Origin of the sequence: Candidatus Palauibacter sp. (assembly GCF_965216145.1) — a bacterium.
In the GTDB taxonomy this organism is placed as follows: domain Bacteria; phylum Gemmatimonadota; class Gemmatimonadetes; order Palauibacterales; family Palauibacteraceae; genus Palauibacter.
On record NZ_OZ244149.1, the window covers coordinates 1,849,587 to 1,867,536 of the forward strand.

Consider the following 17,950-nt stretch of genomic DNA (forward strand, 5'->3'; position numbering starts at 1 on the left):
CCTCGCAACACGGAAGGTAGACGGATGCCGAACATCTCCGGGGCCATGGCCGCTCGCATGCTGGCGCGCGGCATCCGGAACAGGATCCAGAACAAGCCGCTGTCGATCTCGTTCGAGATCACGCACGCGTGCACGGCGAACTGCTGGCACTGCAACTGGGGCGGCCCGATCAAGGAAGAGCGGCTGGGTGCGGAGGAGTACGCCGCGATCTGCCGGGAGCTTCGGCCCGTGGTCTCGCACGCGTCAGGCGGCGAGCCCCTGGCGCGCGGGGACGTGTACGACATCGTCGACGCGATGACGAACAAGGGCGGCCTGCCCTGGATGATCGTGGTCACGAACTCGTCCAACCTCACCCCCGAGCGCTTCTTCCGGCTCAAGGACAGCGGGATGCACCAGCTGTCCACGTCGCTCGATTTCCCGGACGAGCGGCACGACGAGTTCCGCCGCATCCCCGGCCTGTTCGACCGCATGGCGAAAGTCGTGCCCGAGATCGCCCGCCAGAGCGGGGACAAGGACGACCTCCTGCTCAACGTCTGCATCACGGCCTGGAACTACCGGGACATCGGGGACATGGTGCGCGTCGCGAAGGAGTGGGGCGTGCCGATCAATTTCTCCGTCTACACGCATCTGCGCGTACAGGACCGGACAGGCCTCATCGAGGGGGACGGCCTCGACGGCCTCGCCGAGAGCATCCAGGAGGTGATCGACCTTCGCAACGCGGGCTATCCGGTCTACACCACGCCGCGCGTCCTGTGGAAGTTCCACCGCTTCCTGACCGAGGGCGGGATCCCCGGCTGTCAGGCGGGGCGCCGCTTCCTCGTCATCAACCCGGACGGCCGCCTCACGCCGTGCGCGATGGTGATGGCGTACTTCGACCGGCAGGAGGACATGCTGGAGAAGTTCACGAAGCAGAACACCTGCGAGCAGTGCTACATCTCCACGCGCGCCAACACCGAGAAGAGCTTCAGGGAGTTCGTGCAGGACAACTCGGACGCCTTCCTCAAGATCCTCACCCCCTGGCGCAACTGACCCCGGCGCCCGGCTGCCCCCGCTTTTGACACGGAGCAGGGCCGCGGGGTAACATCGCTGGCCTCCCGGGGCGGTAGCTCAGTTGGCTAGAGCGCTGCGTTCACATCGCAGAAGTCGGGGGTTCGAGTCCCTCCCGCCCCATCAGTGAGCAGTTTGGACGCCGCGCGGGCGTAGCTCAGTTGGTAGAGCGTCAGCTTCCCAAGCTGAAGGTCGCCGGTTCGAGACCGGTCGCCCGCTTTCCGTCTTATCCGCCAAGGGTCGCTCCGTTGGCCCGGGCGCCCGAGAAGGTGCCGCTGATCACCGCCGGCATGCCTTCCGGGCGAATCTCGAACGTGCCGCTGACCTCGTCCTCCGCCATCGTCCCCTCGAACACGAACTCCCCCACCTCCCCCTGTTCGTTGACGCGCACGATGAAGCCGAATGCGACTCCGTCGACCGAGATGTCGGACATTTCCTGGGTGATGTTCTCTCCCGCCGCCTCGGCCGTCCAGCTTCCCGTGAGAGCTCCATCGTCGCCCGGCGCGAACGTCCACGTCATGGTGACCTCGGGCATGGACGGCATTCCAACGGCCTCGGTCGTGATGTCCCACGTCCCGACGAGCGCCTCCTCCTGAGCCGCAACCGCAGGGGCCGTCACGGCGATGGCGCCCAGCCCCGCCAGTAGCCCGGCCGCGATCCGAAAGACGTTACGCCTGATCCCGGTCATCGATGGTCTCCCTTCCTCGTGGCCGCTCGACCGCCAGGGTCGTCGTCGGCCGTGCGTATACCTGACAAGGTGCCGCGGATCGTCTCATCCCACCCCTGAACCTTCATCTCGAAGGTGCCGAGGTCATGGTGAACGATGGGAGCGAAGGCCCTTCAGTAGTCTGGGCCTGGACGTCCCATGTCCCTAGGACACCAGCAGCATGGCTCCAATCCGTACGACGCCAGATTTGGTGTTCCTCAATGGGCGGCCTCCTTACCTTTCGTATGAAGTTCGCTGCGGGAGCCCGGCATTCATCCAATGCCCGGAAAGCCCCTCGGCGCTTGGTGCTCGGTCGTACGCGACGCGTTCTGACACGGTTTCGGCGCCCATTCCCCCGGACGCCGGACCATCGCGTGTAATGTGATCGAAAGGAGATCTGATGCGGAAGGTGTGGTTTGCAGCGATCTGGGTGACTTCGGCGGCGTGCGGGACGGGGACCGAGGTGGCCCGCGGTCCGGAAGTGGTGACCGACACGATCGGCGACACCATCGTCGTCCACACGGTCTCCGGGAGCGTGTGGGGCAGCGACGCGACGCTGGTCCCGGAACTCTCGATCGGCGAGATGGACGGCGCCGACGAATACCTGTTCGGCAGCATCGCCTCGATCGCGGTGGACGACGACCACAACGTCTACGTCTTCGATAGGCAGGCGCAGCACGTCCGCATGTTCGACACCGAAGGCAGCTACGTCAGGACATGGGGAGGGCCCGGGCAGGGTCCCGGTGAGCTGCAAAGAGCCGAGGCGATGGCCGTGCTTCCCGATGGCCGGGTCGTCGTCCGCGACCCGGGCAACGTGCGCCTGCAGGTGTATGGCCCCGGCGAGGAACCGTCGCAGGAGTGGCCTTATACCACGGGATATTATACGTCCAGCCCGCTGTGGACGGACGATCAGGGGAGGACGTACGCACCGGCCCGTGATCTCTCTCAGCCGCAGGCCTCCTTCGGGGATCTCCTCGCCGTCTTCGATCCTGACGGAACGCCCCGCGACACGATCTCGCCACCCCACGGGGAGTTCGAAGGGGAAACGGTCACCGGAGAGAGAGACGGTGCCCGAGTGACCTACGGAGTACCCTTTGCGCCGAGTGCGATCTGGACGGTCCACTCCAGCGGACATTTCGTCAGCGGAATCTCTTCGGACTACAAGATCGATCTTGAGTTGCCCGAAGGGGTTCTCCGCATCGAGCGTACGTATGAACCTGCCCGCGTCTTCCCTCGTGAGGCGGATCACAGGCGCGCCCAAACCGAGCGGGGTATCGGCATGTCGATCCCGGGATGGACGTGGGACGGACCGTCGATTCCGGACACGAAGCCACCTTTCACCGGGCTTTACACCGGCCGGGATGGTCGGATATGGGTGCCTGTCTCGACCGAGGCACAAGAGGTCGAGAACGAGGACCACGACCCGGACAACCCATTCTCTGCACCGGTGAATTGGAGATCGCCCCTCCGCTTCGACGTGTTCGAAGCGAACGGAACCTACGCGGGCGCCGTGAACCCGCCCGGAGACTTCTCCCCCAACCCCGCACCCGTCTTCGAGGGCGACGACGTGTGGGCTGTCAGCCGGGACGATCTCGGCATCCAACGCGTCGTTCGATACCGAATCACCCTCGAATCCGGCTCCTGAGGACGGGCTACCCCGTTACCTTGATCAAGCATGGCGGCACCCGCAGTCTTCTTGGGGGTCGCACCCGGAGGGGTGGCAGAGCGGCTGAATGCACCGGTCTTGAAAACCGGCGGGCGTAAGCCCACGTGGGTTCGAATCCCACCCCCTCCGTTGGAAGTAGGGCGAAAGCCCACGTGGGTTCGAACCGAGCGACCGAAGGGAGCGAGCTCGGCGAAGCGCGAAGCGCTGAGCCCATCCCACCCCCTCCGTTGGAAGTAGGGCGAAAGCCCACGTGGGTTCGAACCGAGCGACCGAAGGGAGCGAGCTCGGCGAAGCGCGAAGCGCTGAGCCCATCCCACCCCCTCCGTTGGAAGTAGGGCGAAAGCCCACGTGGGTTCGAACCGAGCGACCGAAGGGAGCGAGCTCGGCGAAGCGCGAAGCGCTGAGCCCATCCCACCCCCTCCGGGACCCGGCATCTCCTGCGGGCCATGTCAGGCCTTCCGCCTCACAAGTATCATCTCCCCCCAACGCGGTGAGGTGCGGAACGAGGTCGGTCCCACGATTGTCTGACGGGCTCCTTCCGTCTCGAAGCCAAACCAGGGTGGCTGGAGACGATAAGCTTGATCCACACGGATGCGAAAAGGCGCGTCGCGATCACCGGCGTCGGGATGATCACATCCATCGGCCTGGACACGGACGCCACTTGGGACGCGCTTCTCCGTGGCGTGAGCGGCGCGGGTCCGATCACGCTGTTCGATGCGTCCGATCAGGCCGTTCGCTTCGCCTGTGAAGTGAAGGACTTCGATCCGCTCCAATATCTGGACAAGAAGGGAGCGCGCCGCGCGGACCGGTTCCTGCAGTTCGCCATTGCCACGGCGGCCCAGGCCATGGAACAGGCGGGGTTCGGCGATGGGTTCGCCCACCTGAACCCCGACCGGACGGGGGTCATCGTCGGCGTGGGGATCGGGGGGCTCCCGTTGCTGGAGGCCCAGCACAGGAAGCTCCTGTCCCGGGGACCCCGCGCCATCTCCCCCCTCCTCATACCGATGTTCATCCCGGATATGACGACGGGACTGCTGTCCATCCTGTACGGGGCGCGGGGCCCGAACTACGCGACCGTGTCGGCCTGCGCTTCCAGCGGCCACTCGCTCGGACTCGCCTTCCGCTCGATCAGGAGGGGAGAGACCGATGTGATGATCGCCGGGGGCACCGAGTCCGCTATCACTCCACTCGCGGTCGCTGGTTTCGCAGCCATGGGATCGATGTCGATGCGCAACGACGATCCGGAGAGAGCCTGCCGCCCCTTCGACGCCCATCGGGACGGTTTCGTGCTCGGGGAGGGGTCCGGGATGCTGGTGCTCGAGGAACTGGAGCACGCGAGGGCGCGCGGCGCGGAGGTTCTGGGAGAGATCGTGGGCTTCGGGCAGAGCGCGGACGCGTACCACATGACAGCGCCCGCTCCGGACGGAGTCGGCGCCTGTCTGGCCATGCGGCAGGCGCTCGAAGACGCGGAGCTCACCCCGGCCGACGTAGACTACATCAACGCGAATGGCACTTCGACTCTCGCCGGTGACGCCGCCGAGACGAAGGCGCTAAAGGACGTGCTGGGCGACCACGCGCGATCGGTCGTGGCGGGCTCGACGAAGTCGATGACGGGCCACCCGCTCGGGGCGGCCGGAGCGATCGATGCGGTGATTTCCATGCTCGTCTGCAAGCACGGCGTGATTCCTCCCACGATTAACTTCGAGGAGGCCGATCCGGAGTGCGATCTCGAGTACGCGCACCGCGGCCCCCTGGAACAGTCCGTCTCGGTGGCGCTGTCAAACTCCTTCGCCTTCGGCGGACACAACGCCTGTCTCGCGATCCGTCGCTGGGACGGCATGCAGCGCTAAGGGCGGGGCTGCTTGCCATATGGATGGTAGATATAATATGGTCGAACCATATAGTGACAGGCAGAGATCCAATGAAGACAACGCTTAACCTGAACGACCAGCTCCTAAAGCGGGCGAAGAACGAGGCGGCCCGGACCGGTGCGACGCTCACGGGATTCGTCGAGACGGCACTTCGCGAGAAGCTGATGAACGACGACCGGCAGCGGTCCCCGTTCACGCTGGAGCTGAAGACCGTACGAGGACACGCGCCGCCCAACGTCGATATCGCCGACCGAGAGGCGCTCTACGACGTGCTGGATCGCCCGTGATCGCCGTCGACACCAACGTCCTGATTTACGCTCATCGCGCCGAGGCGGAGCTTCACGGGGAGGCCGCCCGTGCTCTGGTCGCCCTGGCGGAGGGCTCGGCTCCCTGGGGGCTGCCCATCTTCTGCGTGGTCGAGTTCCTGCGGGTGGTCACGCACCGGCGGGTGTTCAATCCGCCGTCGACCCTGGCGCAGGCGGTGGGTTTTCTGGAGGGCCTCGTCGCCTCCCCCAGTTGCCGCATCGTCCTGCCGAGTCCCGGGTTCCTCGAACTTCTTACCGCGACGGCCCGGCAGGCGGATGCACGGGGGAACCTGATGTTCGACGTGCAGATCGCGGCGCTGTGCCGGGAGCACGGAATCTCAGCCATCCTCACGAACGACCGCGACTTCGCCCGGTTCGAAGGCCTCGAGGCGCGCTACCTCGGTCGGGCGGGGGCCTGACCGCGAGCACCCCGGGCTGACTCCTCTCGGCTACTCTCCGAACATACGCCTGTAAAGCCGGAGATTGTGCTCCGCCGTCAGTCTCGGAACCTGAATCGCGTTCACCATCAGCCATGCGAAGATGCCGATGCCCCAGATGATGGAGATCGCGTAGAGTGCGAACACACGCCGCGCCATGGCGTCAAATCCGCCCGAAAACTCCCCCATCCCGGCACCCGCGAAACTCAGGAAGAGCCAGACCAGGGTCGCGAGCACGGCGCCGGAGCACACAAGTTGCGCGGTCGCCTGTTCTCGTCGTCCCAGATAGAAGTTGTGGGCGCCCAGCACGCCGAAGAAGACCAGGAGAATGTAGGCGACGATCGGTGACTGCTTCTTCGCTTCGTACACGACCATCCGTTCGTCCATAATTCCGACCTTTCTGTTTCCGTGAAGACATATACTAATGTCGTAGTTGGTCACGGCACGGGCAACGTCGGAGGCAGCCCGCTTTGGCGCGAACGCCTTGCGGGTTCAGCGACCCTCGGGCGACAATGCGCCTCGCACCGGGCCCGGCCTGCCCGGGCGCCACGCTACGGATACGTCAGGCCGTCTCCAGGAGTTCAGGTATGCGCTACGAGAAACTTCCAGCAGCTGGCGTCCTCCTTGCCGCCTCACTCGCCGCGACGCTTCCCGCTTCACTCTCCGGGCAGGATCTGTTCGACCGGGTCCAGGCCGAGGTCGCGTCGATGGAGAAGCTCACGCAGGTGATGGTGGACAAGATCTTCTCCTTCTCCGAGCTGGGGCAGCAGGAGTTCGCGACCTCCGCCTACGTGACGGGCATCCTCGAAGAGCACGGATGGGAAGTCGAACGAGGCTCGGCCGGCATCCCCACGGCCTGGTTCGCGCGCTGGGGATCGGGTTCGCCCGTGATCTCGTTCGGGAGCGACATCGACGGGATCCCGAAGGCGAACCAGAAGCCGGGCGTGGCGTGGCACGACCCGCTCGTGCCCGGAGCGCCGGGGCATGGGGAGGGACACAACTCCGGCCAGGCGGTGAACGTCACCGCCGCGCTCGCCCTGCAGAAGGTGATGCAGGAGGAGGGGATCGAAGGGACGCTCGTGCTGTGGCCGGGCGTGGCCGAGGAGCAGCTCGCGAGCAAGGCGTGGTTCGTGCGCGACGGCTACTTCGAGGACATCGACTTCGTCATCTTCACCCACGTCGGGAACAACCTCGGCGTGAGCTGGGGCCAGGCCAACGGGACCGGCCTCGTGTCGGTCGAGTTCAGCTTCGCGGGCGAGGCCGCGCACAGCGCCGGCTCCCCCTGGCGGGCGCGCAGTTCGCTCGACGCGGTGGAGCTGATGAACGTGGGCTGGAACTTCCGGCGCGAGCACCTCCACCCCAACCAGCGCTCGCACTACATCATCCCCGACGGCGGGGACCAGCCTAACGTCGTCCCGCAGACCGCGTCGGTGTGGTACTACATCCGGGAGATGGACTTCGACGACATCCTCCGGAACTACGAGATCGCGAAGAACATCGCCGAGGGCGCGGCGCTGATGACGGATACGGAAATGACGTATCGCGTGCGGGGCGCGGCCGCCCCCCGGCACTTCAACAAGGTCGTCGCCGAAGCGATGTGGGAGCACATCGAGCAGGTGGGTCTCCCGGAGTGGAGCGAGGACGACCAGGCGCTGGCCCGCGCCGTGCAGGCCGAGGTCGGGAACGACTCGACGCCCGGTCTGAACACCGAACTGGATGAGATCGGAGCGCCGCCCGAGAGCGAAGGCGACCGCCGGAGCGGCGGGTCGGACGACATCGGGGACATCGGCTGGACGGTGCCCACGGTCACGCTCCGCTTCCCGTCGAATATCCCCGGCCTCCAGGGCCACCACTGGTCGAACGCGATCGCGATGGCCACGCCGATCGCGCACAAGGGCGCGACGGCCGGCGCCAAGGTGCTCGCCCGCACCGCGCTGCAGCTGTTCATGGAGCCGGATCTCGTCGAGGAGGCTTGGACGTACTTCCGGGACGTGCAGGGGAAGGACGAGCAGTACCAGCCGTTCATCACGGCGGACGATCCTCCGCCGACGGACCTCAACGTCGACATCATGGCGCAGTTCCGACCCCTGCTCGAACCGTTCTATTTCGACGAGACGAAGTACGATACGTATCTGGAACAGCTGGGGATCACCTACCCGACGCTGCGCCCCTCGGGCGATCGGGAGCCGCGCTGACGACGATGTCCGACAGCGTCGCCATCATCGGAGCGGGGAACATCGGCCGCGCCATCGCGGAGGGACTCGTGGCCGCGGGCTCTTACGCCCCCGCGGAGGTCCATGTCACGCGCAGGCGCGTGGACCGGCTCGCGGACCTCGCGGAGCGGGGCTTCCGGGTGTCGGCCGACAACCCTGGCGTCGTGGCCGCGTGCGACACGGTCCTCGTCGCGGTCCAGCCGCAGGCCCTGGACGCGGTGCTGGCGGAGATCGCTCCGCGGGTGGAGGCCGGACGGCACCTCCTCGTGTCCGTGGTCTCGGGGGCGTCGATCGCGGCGATCCGTCGGCACGTGGGGCCGGATGTCCCGATCGTCCGGGCGATGCCCAACACGGCGGTCGCGCTGCGCGAGTCGATGACGTGTCTCGCGGCGGAACCGGCCCACGCGGGGGCGCTGGACCGCGTGGCGGAGTTGTTCCGGGCCGTCGGAGCCACGCTCGTCATCGACGAGGAACACATGGTCCCCGCCACCGCGCTCTGCGCCTGCGGCGTGGCCTTCTTCCTGCGGGCGGTGCGCGCCGCCTGCCAGGGCGGTATCGAGATCGGTTTCCACCCCGAGGAGGCGCTCCGGATGGCGGCCCAGACCGCGCTCGGCGCCGCGGCCCTCGTACGGGATCAGGGGCGGCACCCCGAACGCGAGATCGACAGCGTGACAACGCCGCGCGGCTGCACGATCGCCGGCCTCAACGAGATGGAGCACCGGGGCTTTTCCTCCGCCTTCATCAAGGGGATCACGACCTCCGCCGTGAAGGCGGAGTCGCTGTACGCCGGTGACTGATCGTGCGCGCGACGCCCGGGCTGCACGGTCTTCGTGACCGTGCAGACGCTGTACATCACGGCCGTCCTGTGCCTCGTCATCGCGGGCACGGAATGGCTTGTGCGGCGGAGTTTCCTCCGCCACGGCGGTACCGCGCTGATGGTCATCATCTTCACGGCGCTGATCGCGAACTTCGGCCTGCTTCCGACCTCCTCGACCGCTGCGAACCCGGTCCCGGCCTACGACGCGATCTTCCGCGCCGTCGCGCCGCTCGCGATCGTGTGGCTCCTCCTCAAGGTCAACCTGCGCGACATCCTCCGCGCCGGACTGCCGATCATCACCCTCTTCCTCATCGGATCGCTGGGGACCGTGGCCGGCGTGATCGCGGGCATGGCCCTCGTGGACGGACCGGAACGGATCGGTCCGCTGTTCGGTCCGCTGGGCGGCATGTTCACCGGCACCTACACGGGCGGCAGCGTGAACTTCAACGCGGTCGCGCTCGAGTACGACGTGATGCGCGAAGGCGTGCTGTTCGGCGGGGCGTCGGCGGTCGACTCCATCATGACGACGGTGTGGATGGCCGCGACGATCGCAATCCCCCGCTGGCTGCGGCCGCACTGGCCGAAGTCCGGCGGAGGCGCGTTCGGCACGGCGGCCGCTGCCCCGGACTCCGCCGAGCGGGCTCCGGATCTCGGCATCACGGAGGACACGGAGCGCGTCCATCCGGTCGATCTGGCCCTCGTCCTCGCGATCGGCTTCGGGACGCTGTGGGCCTCGCAGCGGCTGGAGGCCTGGACCGCCTCCCTGGGTGCCCCGATCCCGGACATCCTCATCCTCACCGTGATCGCGCTCATTCTCGCCCAGTTCCGCGCCATCACGGACCTGGCCGGAAGCCGGACACTGGGGCTGTTCTCCGTCTATCTCTTCCTGTGTGTGATCGGGGCGCACTGCGACGTAAGGGCGCTGGCCGACATCGGCCCCCTCGGCCTCGCGCTCCTCGTCTTCACTCTCACGATCGTCGTCGTGCACGGCCTCATCACCTTCGGGGCGGCCCGCCTCCTGAAGCTCGACGTGGACATCGCGGCGGTGGCGTCCCAGGCCAACGTCGGCGGCGGCACCTCGGCGCTCGCGCTGGCGCGCAGCCTCGGGCGCGGCGATCTGGTGCTCCCGGCCGTATTGATCGGGTCGCTGGGGAACGCCGTCGGCACCTTCCTCGGACTGTGGGTCGCGCGCTCTCTCCCGGGGTTGCTTGGATGAACGAGGTTACGAGCGGATGAGAAAACGGAAATTCCTGCATATGCGGTTCGGAACGCTCATCGCGATCGTCGCGGCGCTCGCCTCGATGGGTTCCGGGGTAGCGGCGCAAAGCTACGACCTCGTGCTTGCGGGCGGCCGCGTGATGGACCCCGAGTCCGGTCTCGACGCCGTGCGCTACGTCGGGATCCGCGGCGGGACCCTAGAGGCGATCTCGGAGTCTCCCCTTGAGGGCGCGACCGTTGTCGACGTCTCCGGGCTCGTCGTGTCGCCGGGCTTCATCGACCTGCACGCGCACGGCCAGGATCTCTACTCGAGCCAGTTGCAGGCGCGCGACGGGGTCACGACGGCGCTCGAACTCGAGGGCGGCACGGGCGACGTGGAGGAGTGGTACGCGAGCCGGGCAGGGAAAGCGGTGATCCACTACGGCGCCACCGCCTCGCACGGGGCCGCGCGCCGAATGGCCCTCGGTGGACAACAGGAGGCCGTCCGGCAGGCCGCCGATCTCGAGCAGGTCTCGGTGATGGAGAACCGGATCCGCGACGAACTCGCCCGCGGCGCGCTGGGGATCGGCTACGGCATCCAATACACGCCCGCGGCGCGGCGCGAAGAGATCCACCGGTTGTTCGAACTCGCGGCGGAGGAGAGCGTGACCAACTTCGTCCACATCCGCTACGCCGGGATGGTCGAGCCGGGAAGCTCGATCGAGGCGGTACACGAGATGATCGCGAACGCGGCGGCGACCGGCGCCGGCGTCCACATCGTTCACATCGGGTCGAGCGGTCTGGGGCAGGTGCCGACGCTCCTGGCCATGATCGAGGGAGCCCAGGCACGGGGCGTGGACGTCACGACCGAAGTCTATCCCTACACCGCCGCTTCCACGGACATCCGGGCCGCCATCTTCGACCCCGGCTGGCGGGAGCGGTTCGGCTCCGACTACGGCGACATCGAGTGGGACGAGACCGGCGAACGCCTCACGGAGGAGACGTTCAACGAGCGCCGCCAGACGGGCGGCCGCATCATCGCGCACATCATCCCGCAGGAGATGTTCGAATTCGCCCTCGCTCATCCCATCGTGATGGTGGCGAGCGACGGAGTCCCGTTCGTCGACGGCAACGGCCACCCGCGCGGGGCCGGCACCTTCGCCCGCGTGCTGGGCCGGTACGCGCGAGACGAGGGGCTCCTCACCCTGATGGACGCGATCCGGAAGATGACGTTGATGCCGGCGCAGCGACTCGAGGCGTATGTCCCGCAGATGGCGGCCAAGGGCCGGATCCGGGTGGGGGCGGACGCCGACCTCACGATCTTCGACCCGGAGACGGTGATCGACAACGCGACCTTCGAGGCGCCCACCCAGCCGTCCACGGGCATCGAGCACGTGATCGTCGGGGGTGCGTTCGTCGTCCGGGACGCCGAACTCGTCGAGGCGGTCTTCCCCGGCCAGGCGATCCGCCGCGACTAGCACGGGCAGGCGGCGGCCCCCGCCAGCCGGCCCCGGGGCTTCTGTCGGCGGCGCCGCGACACGGCTTATTCTTTGCGCCCCCGCCGATGGCGGGGATCGATACGGAATATGAAACGGGTCGGCCCCGGTGCCGACAGCCCAGCCCGGAGGTCTGCTCCCATGTGGTCGATCGAAGTGAGAACACTCCTTGTGCGAAGCGCGTGCCTGCCGCTCCTGGCGCTGATCCTCGCGCCCCAGGCAGGGGAGGCGCGCGCCGCCAGCCCCGCGGCGCCTCTCCAGGAGACGGAGTCGGGCGGCGACCCGGAGACGTCGCTCTACCAGTCGATGCGGTGGCGGAACGTGGGGCCGTTCCGCGGCGGGCGGGCCGTGGCCGCGGCCGGCGTCCCCGGCGACCGGCTCACCTACTACATGGGCACGGCCGGCGGCGGCGTGTGGAAGACCGCCGACGGCGGCATCAGCTGGCGCAACGTCACGGACGGCTTCGTCGCCACCTCGTCCGTGGGCGCCGTGGCCGTCTCCGAGTCCGACCCGAACGTGGTCTACGCCGGAATGGGCGAGCACTCGATCCGCGGCGTCACGACCTCGCACGGCGACGGCGTCTACCGCTCCACCGACGCTGGACGGACGTGGAAGCACATGGGACTCGCCCCGACGCGGGCCATCTCGCGCATCCGGATTCATCCGGACGACCCGGACCTCGTGTACGTCGCGGCGCAGGGCTCCCCCTTCTCCCCCACGCCGGAGCGCGGGATCTACCGCTCGGAGGACGGGGGAGAGAACTGGGAACTCGTCCTCCATGTGGACGAGACCACCGGCGCCTCCGACCTGGCCATGGACCGGACCAACCCGCGCATCCTCTACGCCTCGATGTGGGACCACGAGCGGGAGCCGTGGTACATCCGGAGCGGCGGCCCCGGTTCCGGCTTCTGGAAGTCGATGGACGGCGGGGATACGTGGGAAGAGATCAACCGGGGCCTCCCCGAGATGATGGGGAAGACGGCGATCGATGTGTCCCCGGCGGACCCCGACCGGGTGTGGGCCCTGATCGAAGCCGACGCGGACGTGGACGGCGTGTACCGCTCGGACGACGGCGGGAAGACGTGGGCCCTGATGAGTTCGGAGCGCGAGCTGCGCGGCCGGGCCTGGTACTACGTCGAGATCTACGCCGACCCGGAGGACCGCGAGACCGTCTATGTGATGAACTCGCCCTTCCTCAGGTCGATCGATGGCGGCCGCACTTGGGAGACGATCCGGACGCCGCACGTCGACCACCACGACCTGTGGATCAATCCGTTCGACAATCAGGTCATGCTCTCCGCCAACGACGGGGGCGGGACGATCTCCTTCAACGGAGGAGAGACGTGGTCCACGCAGGAGAACCAGCCCACCGCACAGATCTACCGGCTCACGGTGGACAACCAGTTCCCGTACCGGTTGTACGGCGGCCAGCAGGACAACACGAGCGTCGCGATGCTGGGCTGGGCGACGCACGCCGGCGGGCTCGGCTGGAAGGACTGGTTCGACGCGGGCGGCGGGGAATCGGCTTGGGTCGCCTTCGACCCCGACAATCCGCGCTTCCTCTACGCGACCTCGATTCAGGGGATGATCACCGAACTGGACACCGAACTGTGGTCCGCGCGCAGCGTGCAGGCGTACCCGCAGTTCCAGCTCGGGATGGACGCGGAGGACATGCGCTACCGCTGGAACTGGAACGGACCCGTCATCGTGTCGCCGCACGACCCGACCGTGATCTACCACGGCGCGCAGCACCTGCTGCGGTCGCGCGACCGGGGCGTGACGTGGGAGGAGATCTCGCCCGACCTCACCCGCAACGAGCCGGAGAAACACGTCGCGGCAGGCGGACCGTTCACGAACGAGGCGGCCGGAGGCGAGGTCTACAACACGATCTTCACCATGGCCGAGTCTCCGCTGGAGGCGGGGACGATCTGGGTCGGGGCCGACGACGGCCTCGTCCACATCACGCGGGATGACGGGGCGACCTGGACGGACGTGACCCCGGACGGGATGCCGGAGGGGATGGTGAACTCGCTCGACCCTTCCCCGCACGAGCCGGGCGGCGCCTACATCACGCTCAGCCGCTACAAGTTCGACGACTTCACGCCCCACATCTACAAGACGGCGGACCATGGCGAGAGCTGGGCTCGTATCGACGCGGAGATCGCGGCGGACCAGCCGGAGGCGTGGACGCGGGTGGTGCGCGAGGATCCCGAGCGACGCGGGTTGCTCTACGCGGGCACGGAACTCGGGATGTACGTGAGCTTCGATGACGGGACCTCGTGGCGCAGTCTGGATCTGAACATGCCGCTCACCGCGATCACGGACCTGCGCGTACAGGCGGGAGACCTCGCAGCGGCGACGCAGGGGCGCGGGTTCTGGGTGCTCGACGACCTCTCTCCGCTCCGGCAGGAGGCCGAAGCCGAGGCGGCGGAGGGCCACCACCTGTACACGCCCTCGACCGCGTACCGCGTGAACGAGGGACTCGGCGGGGCGGTGGGCCCGACCGTCTCGGGCCAGAACAAGACGCCCGGGGTCGCGATCGACTATGTCGTGGGCGGCGCGCTCGAGGATGAGATGCTGGCCCTCGAGATCCTCGACGCGGCGGGCGCGGTGATCCGCACCTTCACGACCGACACGACGATGACCGCCGATGGGGTCCGGTACACCCGCGCGCCGGCCGCGCCGGGACACAACCGCGTGTTCTGGGACCTCCGGGTGGAGAGCGGGCCGCGGATCGCGGAGTCGTATTCCTTCTTCGGGGACGCGCAGGGGTTTCGCGTGATGCCCGGCCGATACAGCGCGCGCCTTGCGGTGGGAGAGGCGCCGGCACAGACCCGTGAGTTCGAGGTGCGCGGCGATCCGCGGATCCCCGCCTCTCAGACGGATTTCGCGGCCAACGGGCGGTTCCTCGAGTCGGTGTTCGAAGTGGTCGTGGCCCTCCACGGCGGCGTGAACGACATCCGGGATGTGCGTGCACAGGTGAACGAGGTCGTCGCGCAGGCGGGGGACGTCGGACTCGCGGGGGCGGAAGCGCTCGAGACGGCGGGGGCGACGCTCGCGGACTCGATCACGGCGCTGGAGGACCGGCTGTTCCAGAAGCGCCGGGCGGCGCAGCAGGACATGGTCGCATACGAGGCGTTGCTGAACATGCAGCTGACCTCGCTCATGGGAGAGGTCGACGGCTCCGACCTGCCGCCGCGCGCGGGGGTGCTCGAGCGGTGGCGCGACCTGGAGGCGGAGTGGGCGGTGGAGGAGGCCGCGCTCACACGCGTGCTCGGAGATATGCTCGACGCCTTCAACCGGCTCGCGCGCGAGTCGGGCGTCCCGGCCGTCATCACGCGGGGCCGGCCGCGGGCCGTCTCCTAGCGGCGGTCGGGGTCGGGACGGCGGGCGCGTGGCCGGACGGCTGGCCCTCGAAGGGGGCGCGCCCGTCTGTACGGAGCCGTGGCCGCCGTGGCCGCGCTGGGGCGCGGCCGAGCGGCGCGCCCTGGTCGAGGTGCTTGAGTCGGGCCGGTGGGGCCTGGGCGGCGGGGCCGTTCCGGAACTGGAGGCGCGCTTCGCCGCGCTGCACGGCGCCCGCTACGCGGTGGCTTGCTGCAACGGGACGGTGGCGATCCAGCTCGCGCTCCTGGCGGCGGGGGTGCGGCCCGGCGACGAGGTCATCACGAGCCCGTACAGCTTCGTGGCGACGGCCCACGTCGCCCGGGCGCTGGGCGCGGTTCCGGTCTTCGTGGACGTGGAACCGGGCACGCACAACCTGGACCCGGAGCGGATCGAGGCCGCGATCACGGAACGCACGGCGGCGATCCTGCCCGTTCATATCGGCGGACGCCCGGCCGACATGGACCGCGTGAACGAGATCGCCGCCCGGCGCGGCCTCCGGGTCGTCGAGGACGCCGCGCAGGCGTGGCTCGCCGGCTGGCGCGGCCGCGCCGTGGGCACGCTCGGCCAGGCGGGCGCGTTCAGCTTCCAGTCGAGCAAGAACCTCACGGCCGGCGAGGGCGGGATCGTCCTCACCGACGACGAGGCGCTGTACCGGCGGGCATGGTCGTGGCACGACTGCGGCCGCGAGCCGGGGGGCGCGCCGCACGCGCACGCCCCCGACGGCTCAAACCTCCGGATGACCGAGTTCCAGGCGGCCCTGCTGCTGGCCGGGCTGGAACGCCTTCCCGCGGAGCAGGCCACGCGCCGGCAGGCCATGGATGCGCTGGCCGCGGGGCTGAACGCGTTGGACGGCGTGCGAGTGCCGGATCCCGATGAGCGGATCACGGCCCACGGGTGCCACATCTTCATGGCCCGGCTCGACGAGTCGCGAGTCCGGGCGGACAAAGACTGGGTCATCGAGGCGCTGCGGGCGGAGGGGATCCCGGCCCACCCCGGCTACACGACTCCGCTGCAGCGGGGTCTGCCGGTGTGCGAGGCGCTGTGCCAGACGACGATCTGGATCAAGCAGGAGGTCCTGCTGGCCGGGGCCGCCCGGATGCGGGATGTCGTGGACGGGTTCGCGAAGGTCCTGGCGGCGGCCCGGGCGGCACCACGAACGGCCGAATCGCGGCGATCCGCCACATCCGCCGGTGTAGGCCGACCCGATCGCCAGGTATCACCGGAGACGAGCGGACAGAACCGATGAAGAGCTACCAGTTCGGCGCGTACGGCGCGCCGCTCGAGTTGGCCGAAGCGCCGACCCCCGAGCCGACGGGCACCGAAGTGCTCGTCCGCATCCATGCCTGCGGCGTCTGCCACAGCGACGTGCACCTGCGGCAGGGCTACTTCGAGATGGGCGGCGGCCGGAAGCTGGACGTGCGGGCCGTGCGCGAACTGCCGTTCACGCTCGGGCACGAGATCGTCGGCGAGGTTGCCGCGTTCGGGCCCGATGCGGAGCGCATCTCCATCGGCGACGGCCGCGTCGTCTTCCCCTGGATCGGGTGCGGCGCATGCGGCTTCTGCTCGAGCGCCCGGGAACACCTGTGCAACCAGCCGCGCGCCCTCGGCACGCACCTCGACGGCGGATTCGCGGACCACGTCACGGTTCCGCATCCGCGCTATCTGTTCGACTACGGGGACGTCCCGGCCGAGCTGGCCTGCACCTACGCCTGCTCCGGCCTCACCGCCTACAGCGCCCTCCGGAAGGCCGAGCGCTGGCTGAACGATCAACTCGTCATCGTGGGCGCGGGCGGCGTCGGTTTCGCCGGCATCCAGCTCGCGAGGGCGCTGTTCGACGCCGAACTCATCGTGGTCGAGGTCGATGCCGCCAAACTGGACGCGGCCCGGTGGGCGGGCGCCGCGCACGTCGTCGACGCCCGGAAGGACGACGCGGCAAAGCAACTCAAGCGGCTCACGAACGGAGGCTGCGCTGCGGTGGTCGACTTCGCCGGCTCCACGGCCTCCGCCGGGCTCGGCTTCCGGACCGTCGCCAAGAGCGGCGGCCTCGTGGTCGTGGGGCTGCTCGGCGGCTCCCTCTCCGTGCCCCTCCCCCTGCTCGTTCTCAAGGACCTCACGGTCGAGGGGTCCGACCTCGGCAGCCTCCAGGAGATGGCGGAGTTGATGGCGCTCGTCCGCTCCGGGCGTGTCGACCCGATCCCCTACACGACGCGACCCATGGCAGAGGCGGAGTCGAGTCTGCGCGACCTGGAGGCGGGGCGGGTGGTGGGGAGGGTCGTCCTTACGACCTGAGGCTCCGCCCGCGGCTCAGCAGTCGACGATCTCGATCCGGTCGGGCGCATTCGGCACCGCGCACAGGAACTCGAACGGCTCGTCCCCCACCGCGTCGTACGAGTGGGGCGTGCCGGCCGGGATGTAGACGACGTCCCCCGATTTCACGTCGTGCACCTCGTCCCCGATCGACACCCGCGCCCGCCCGCGCAGGACGTACTGCTCGTGTTCCACGGCGTTGGTGTGCCGCGGCATCCCGCCGCCCGGCTGCATGACGAAGCGCCGCAGCGCGAAGTTCGGCCCCTGGTCCGGCCCGATGAGAACTTGCGTTTCGGTCCCCGACCCGGCGGCGACGGGCATGAGACCGAACTCCGAGACGTTTCGAACGCTCACAACGATCCTCCTCGATTCTGCGTTTCGGTGCGGAAACTTGCCCCCGTGCCGGGCCCGTCGCCAGATTCGATGGCCTCGCGGGCGTAGCTCAGTTGGCAGAGCGTCAGCCTTCCAAGCTGAAGGTCGCCGGTTCGACCCCGGTCGCCCGCT

The 17,950-nt window shown here is 68.6% G+C and carries 15 protein-coding genes and 4 tRNA genes; 16 read left to right on the forward strand and 3 right to left on the reverse strand.

Features of this window, described 5'->3' with window-relative positions:
• Positions 1-24 precede the first annotated feature (24 nt).
• The 3 genes from ACOOHF_RS08095 (at position 25) to ACOOHF_RS08105 (ending at position 1,266) form a co-directional block, all read left to right on the forward strand.
• Entirely contained in the window at positions 25-1,029 is a 1,005-nt protein-coding gene (locus ACOOHF_RS08095; RefSeq protein WP_419934500.1) for a radical SAM protein, read from the forward strand.
• A gap of 67 nt (positions 1,030-1,096) precedes the next feature.
• A tRNA-Val gene (locus tag ACOOHF_RS08100) sits at positions 1,097-1,170 on the forward strand.
• A 23-nt stretch (positions 1,171-1,193) separates the two neighbouring features.
• A tRNA-Gly gene (locus ACOOHF_RS08105) sits at positions 1,194-1,266 on the forward strand.
• A 7-nt stretch (positions 1,267-1,273) separates the two neighbouring features.
• On the opposite strand, the gene ACOOHF_RS08110 is transcribed toward ACOOHF_RS08105, so the two are convergent.
• Positions 1,274-1,735: a hypothetical protein gene (locus tag ACOOHF_RS08110; protein WP_420464115.1), complete on the reverse strand. Its 462-nt coding sequence runs from the start codon at positions 1,733-1,735 to the stop codon at positions 1,274-1,276.
• A 418-nt stretch (positions 1,736-2,153) separates the two neighbouring features.
• Here ACOOHF_RS08110 and ACOOHF_RS08115 point away from each other — a divergent pair, with 418 nt between their 5' ends.
• From ACOOHF_RS08115 to ACOOHF_RS08135, 5 genes are all read left to right on the forward strand, one after another.
• Positions 2,154-3,398 carry a 6-bladed beta-propeller gene (locus ACOOHF_RS08115; protein ID WP_420464116.1) on the forward strand — a complete coding sequence of 415 codons (1,245 nt, stop codon included), beginning with the start codon at positions 2,154-2,156 and terminating at the stop codon, positions 3,396-3,398.
• A 66-nt stretch (positions 3,399-3,464) separates the two neighbouring features.
• Positions 3,465-3,548, forward strand: a tRNA-Ser gene (locus ACOOHF_RS08120).
• A gap of 449 nt (positions 3,549-3,997) precedes the next feature.
• On the forward strand, positions 3,998-5,269 hold the full coding sequence (gene fabF, locus ACOOHF_RS08125; RefSeq protein ID WP_420464117.1) for a beta-ketoacyl-ACP synthase II: 1,272 nt from the start codon (positions 3,998-4,000) through the stop codon (positions 5,267-5,269).
• A gap of 71 nt (positions 5,270-5,340) precedes the next feature.
• Positions 5,341-5,577, forward strand: coding sequence for a DUF6364 family protein (locus tag ACOOHF_RS08130; RefSeq protein ID WP_420464118.1), 237 nt, complete (start codon positions 5,341-5,343; stop codon positions 5,575-5,577).
• The gene (locus tag ACOOHF_RS08135) at positions 5,574-6,014 is read left to right on the forward strand and encodes a TA system VapC family ribonuclease toxin (protein WP_420464119.1); all 441 of its coding nucleotides are present in this window, start codon (positions 5,574-5,576) and stop codon (positions 6,012-6,014) included. The genes ACOOHF_RS08130 and ACOOHF_RS08135 overlap by 4 nt, the downstream gene beginning before the upstream one ends.
• Positions 6,015-6,044: 30 nt before the next feature.
• Here the strand turns inward: ACOOHF_RS08135 and ACOOHF_RS08140 are convergent, their stop codons facing one another.
• Positions 6,045-6,419, reverse strand: coding sequence for an NINE protein (locus tag ACOOHF_RS08140; protein ID WP_420464120.1), 375 nt, complete (start codon positions 6,417-6,419; stop codon positions 6,045-6,047).
• A gap of 200 nt (positions 6,420-6,619) precedes the next feature.
• On the opposite strand from ACOOHF_RS08140, the gene ACOOHF_RS08145 reads away from it, so the two are divergent.
• The 7 genes from ACOOHF_RS08145 to ACOOHF_RS08175 all read left to right on the forward strand — a co-directional run bounded on the left by ACOOHF_RS08145 (position 6,620) and on the right by ACOOHF_RS08175 (position 17,428).
• On the forward strand, positions 6,620-8,227 hold the full coding sequence (locus ACOOHF_RS08145) for an amidohydrolase (protein ID WP_420464121.1): 1,608 nt from the start codon (positions 6,620-6,622) through the stop codon (positions 8,225-8,227).
• A 5-nt stretch (positions 8,228-8,232) separates the two neighbouring features.
• On the forward strand, positions 8,233-9,042 hold the full coding sequence (proC, locus tag ACOOHF_RS08150; protein ID WP_420464122.1) for a pyrroline-5-carboxylate reductase: 810 nt from the start codon (positions 8,233-8,235) through the stop codon (positions 9,040-9,042).
• 33 nt (positions 9,043-9,075) lie between these two features.
• Positions 9,076-10,278, forward strand: a complete 1,203-nt coding sequence (locus ACOOHF_RS08155) for a DUF819 domain-containing protein (protein ID WP_420464123.1) — start codon at positions 9,076-9,078, stop codon at positions 10,276-10,278.
• 16 nt (positions 10,279-10,294) lie between these two features.
• Positions 10,295-11,737: an amidohydrolase family protein gene (locus tag ACOOHF_RS08160; protein ID WP_420464124.1), complete on the forward strand. Its 1,443-nt coding sequence runs from the start codon at positions 10,295-10,297 to the stop codon at positions 11,735-11,737.
• A gap of 159 nt (positions 11,738-11,896) precedes the next feature.
• The gene (locus ACOOHF_RS08165; RefSeq protein ID WP_420464125.1) at positions 11,897-15,121 is read left to right on the forward strand and encodes a WD40/YVTN/BNR-like repeat-containing protein; all 3,225 of its coding nucleotides are present in this window, start codon (positions 11,897-11,899) and stop codon (positions 15,119-15,121) included.
• 28 nt (positions 15,122-15,149) lie between these two features.
• Positions 15,150-16,385 (forward strand): DegT/DnrJ/EryC1/StrS family aminotransferase, encoded by a 1,236-nt coding sequence (locus ACOOHF_RS08170; protein WP_420464126.1) that lies wholly within the window; start codon positions 15,150-15,152, stop codon positions 16,383-16,385.
• The gene (locus tag ACOOHF_RS08175; protein ID WP_420464127.1) at positions 16,382-17,428 is read left to right on the forward strand and encodes an alcohol dehydrogenase catalytic domain-containing protein; all 1,047 of its coding nucleotides are present in this window, start codon (positions 16,382-16,384) and stop codon (positions 17,426-17,428) included. The genes ACOOHF_RS08170 and ACOOHF_RS08175 overlap by 4 nt, the downstream gene beginning before the upstream one ends.
• Before the next feature lie 15 nt (positions 17,429-17,443).
• Here ACOOHF_RS08175 and ACOOHF_RS08180 read toward each other — a convergent pair whose 3' ends face one another.
• On the reverse strand, positions 17,444-17,800 hold the full coding sequence (locus ACOOHF_RS08180) for a cupin domain-containing protein (protein ID WP_419934517.1): 357 nt from the start codon (positions 17,798-17,800) through the stop codon (positions 17,444-17,446).
• 77 nt (positions 17,801-17,877) lie between these two features.
• On the opposite strand from ACOOHF_RS08180, the gene ACOOHF_RS08185 reads away from it, so the two are divergent.
• A tRNA-Gly gene (locus tag ACOOHF_RS08185) sits at positions 17,878-17,950 on the forward strand.

Excerpts from the sequence above, each read along its gene's own strand:
- ACOOHF_RS08175 (WP_420464127.1), top strand. The coding sequence starts at position 16,382 with ATGAAGAGCTACCAGTTCGGCGCGTACGGCGCGCCGCTCGAGTTGGCC.
- ACOOHF_RS08110 (WP_420464115.1), bottom strand. The coding sequence starts at position 1,735 with ATGACCGGGATCAGGCGTAACGTCTTTCGGATCGCGGCCGGGCTACTG.
- ACOOHF_RS08095 (WP_419934500.1), top strand. The coding sequence starts at position 25 with ATGCCGAACATCTCCGGGGCCATGGCCGCTCGCATGCTGGCGCGCGGC.
- ACOOHF_RS08145 (WP_420464121.1), top strand. The coding sequence starts at position 6,620 with ATGCGCTACGAGAAACTTCCAGCAGCTGGCGTCCTCCTTGCCGCCTCA.
- ACOOHF_RS08160 (WP_420464124.1), top strand. The coding sequence starts at position 10,295 with ATGAGAAAACGGAAATTCCTGCATATGCGGTTCGGAACGCTCATCGCG.
- ACOOHF_RS08140 (WP_420464120.1), bottom strand. The coding sequence starts at position 6,419 with ATGGACGAACGGATGGTCGTGTACGAAGCGAAGAAGCAGTCACCGATC.
- proC (WP_420464122.1), top strand. The coding sequence starts at position 8,233 with ATGTCCGACAGCGTCGCCATCATCGGAGCGGGGAACATCGGCCGCGCC.
- ACOOHF_RS08165 (WP_420464125.1), top strand. The coding sequence starts at position 11,897 with ATGTGGTCGATCGAAGTGAGAACACTCCTTGTGCGAAGCGCGTGCCTG.
- ACOOHF_RS08115 (WP_420464116.1), top strand. The coding sequence starts at position 2,154 with ATGCGGAAGGTGTGGTTTGCAGCGATCTGGGTGACTTCGGCGGCGTGC.
- ACOOHF_RS08130 (WP_420464118.1), top strand. The coding sequence starts at position 5,341 with ATGAAGACAACGCTTAACCTGAACGACCAGCTCCTAAAGCGGGCGAAG.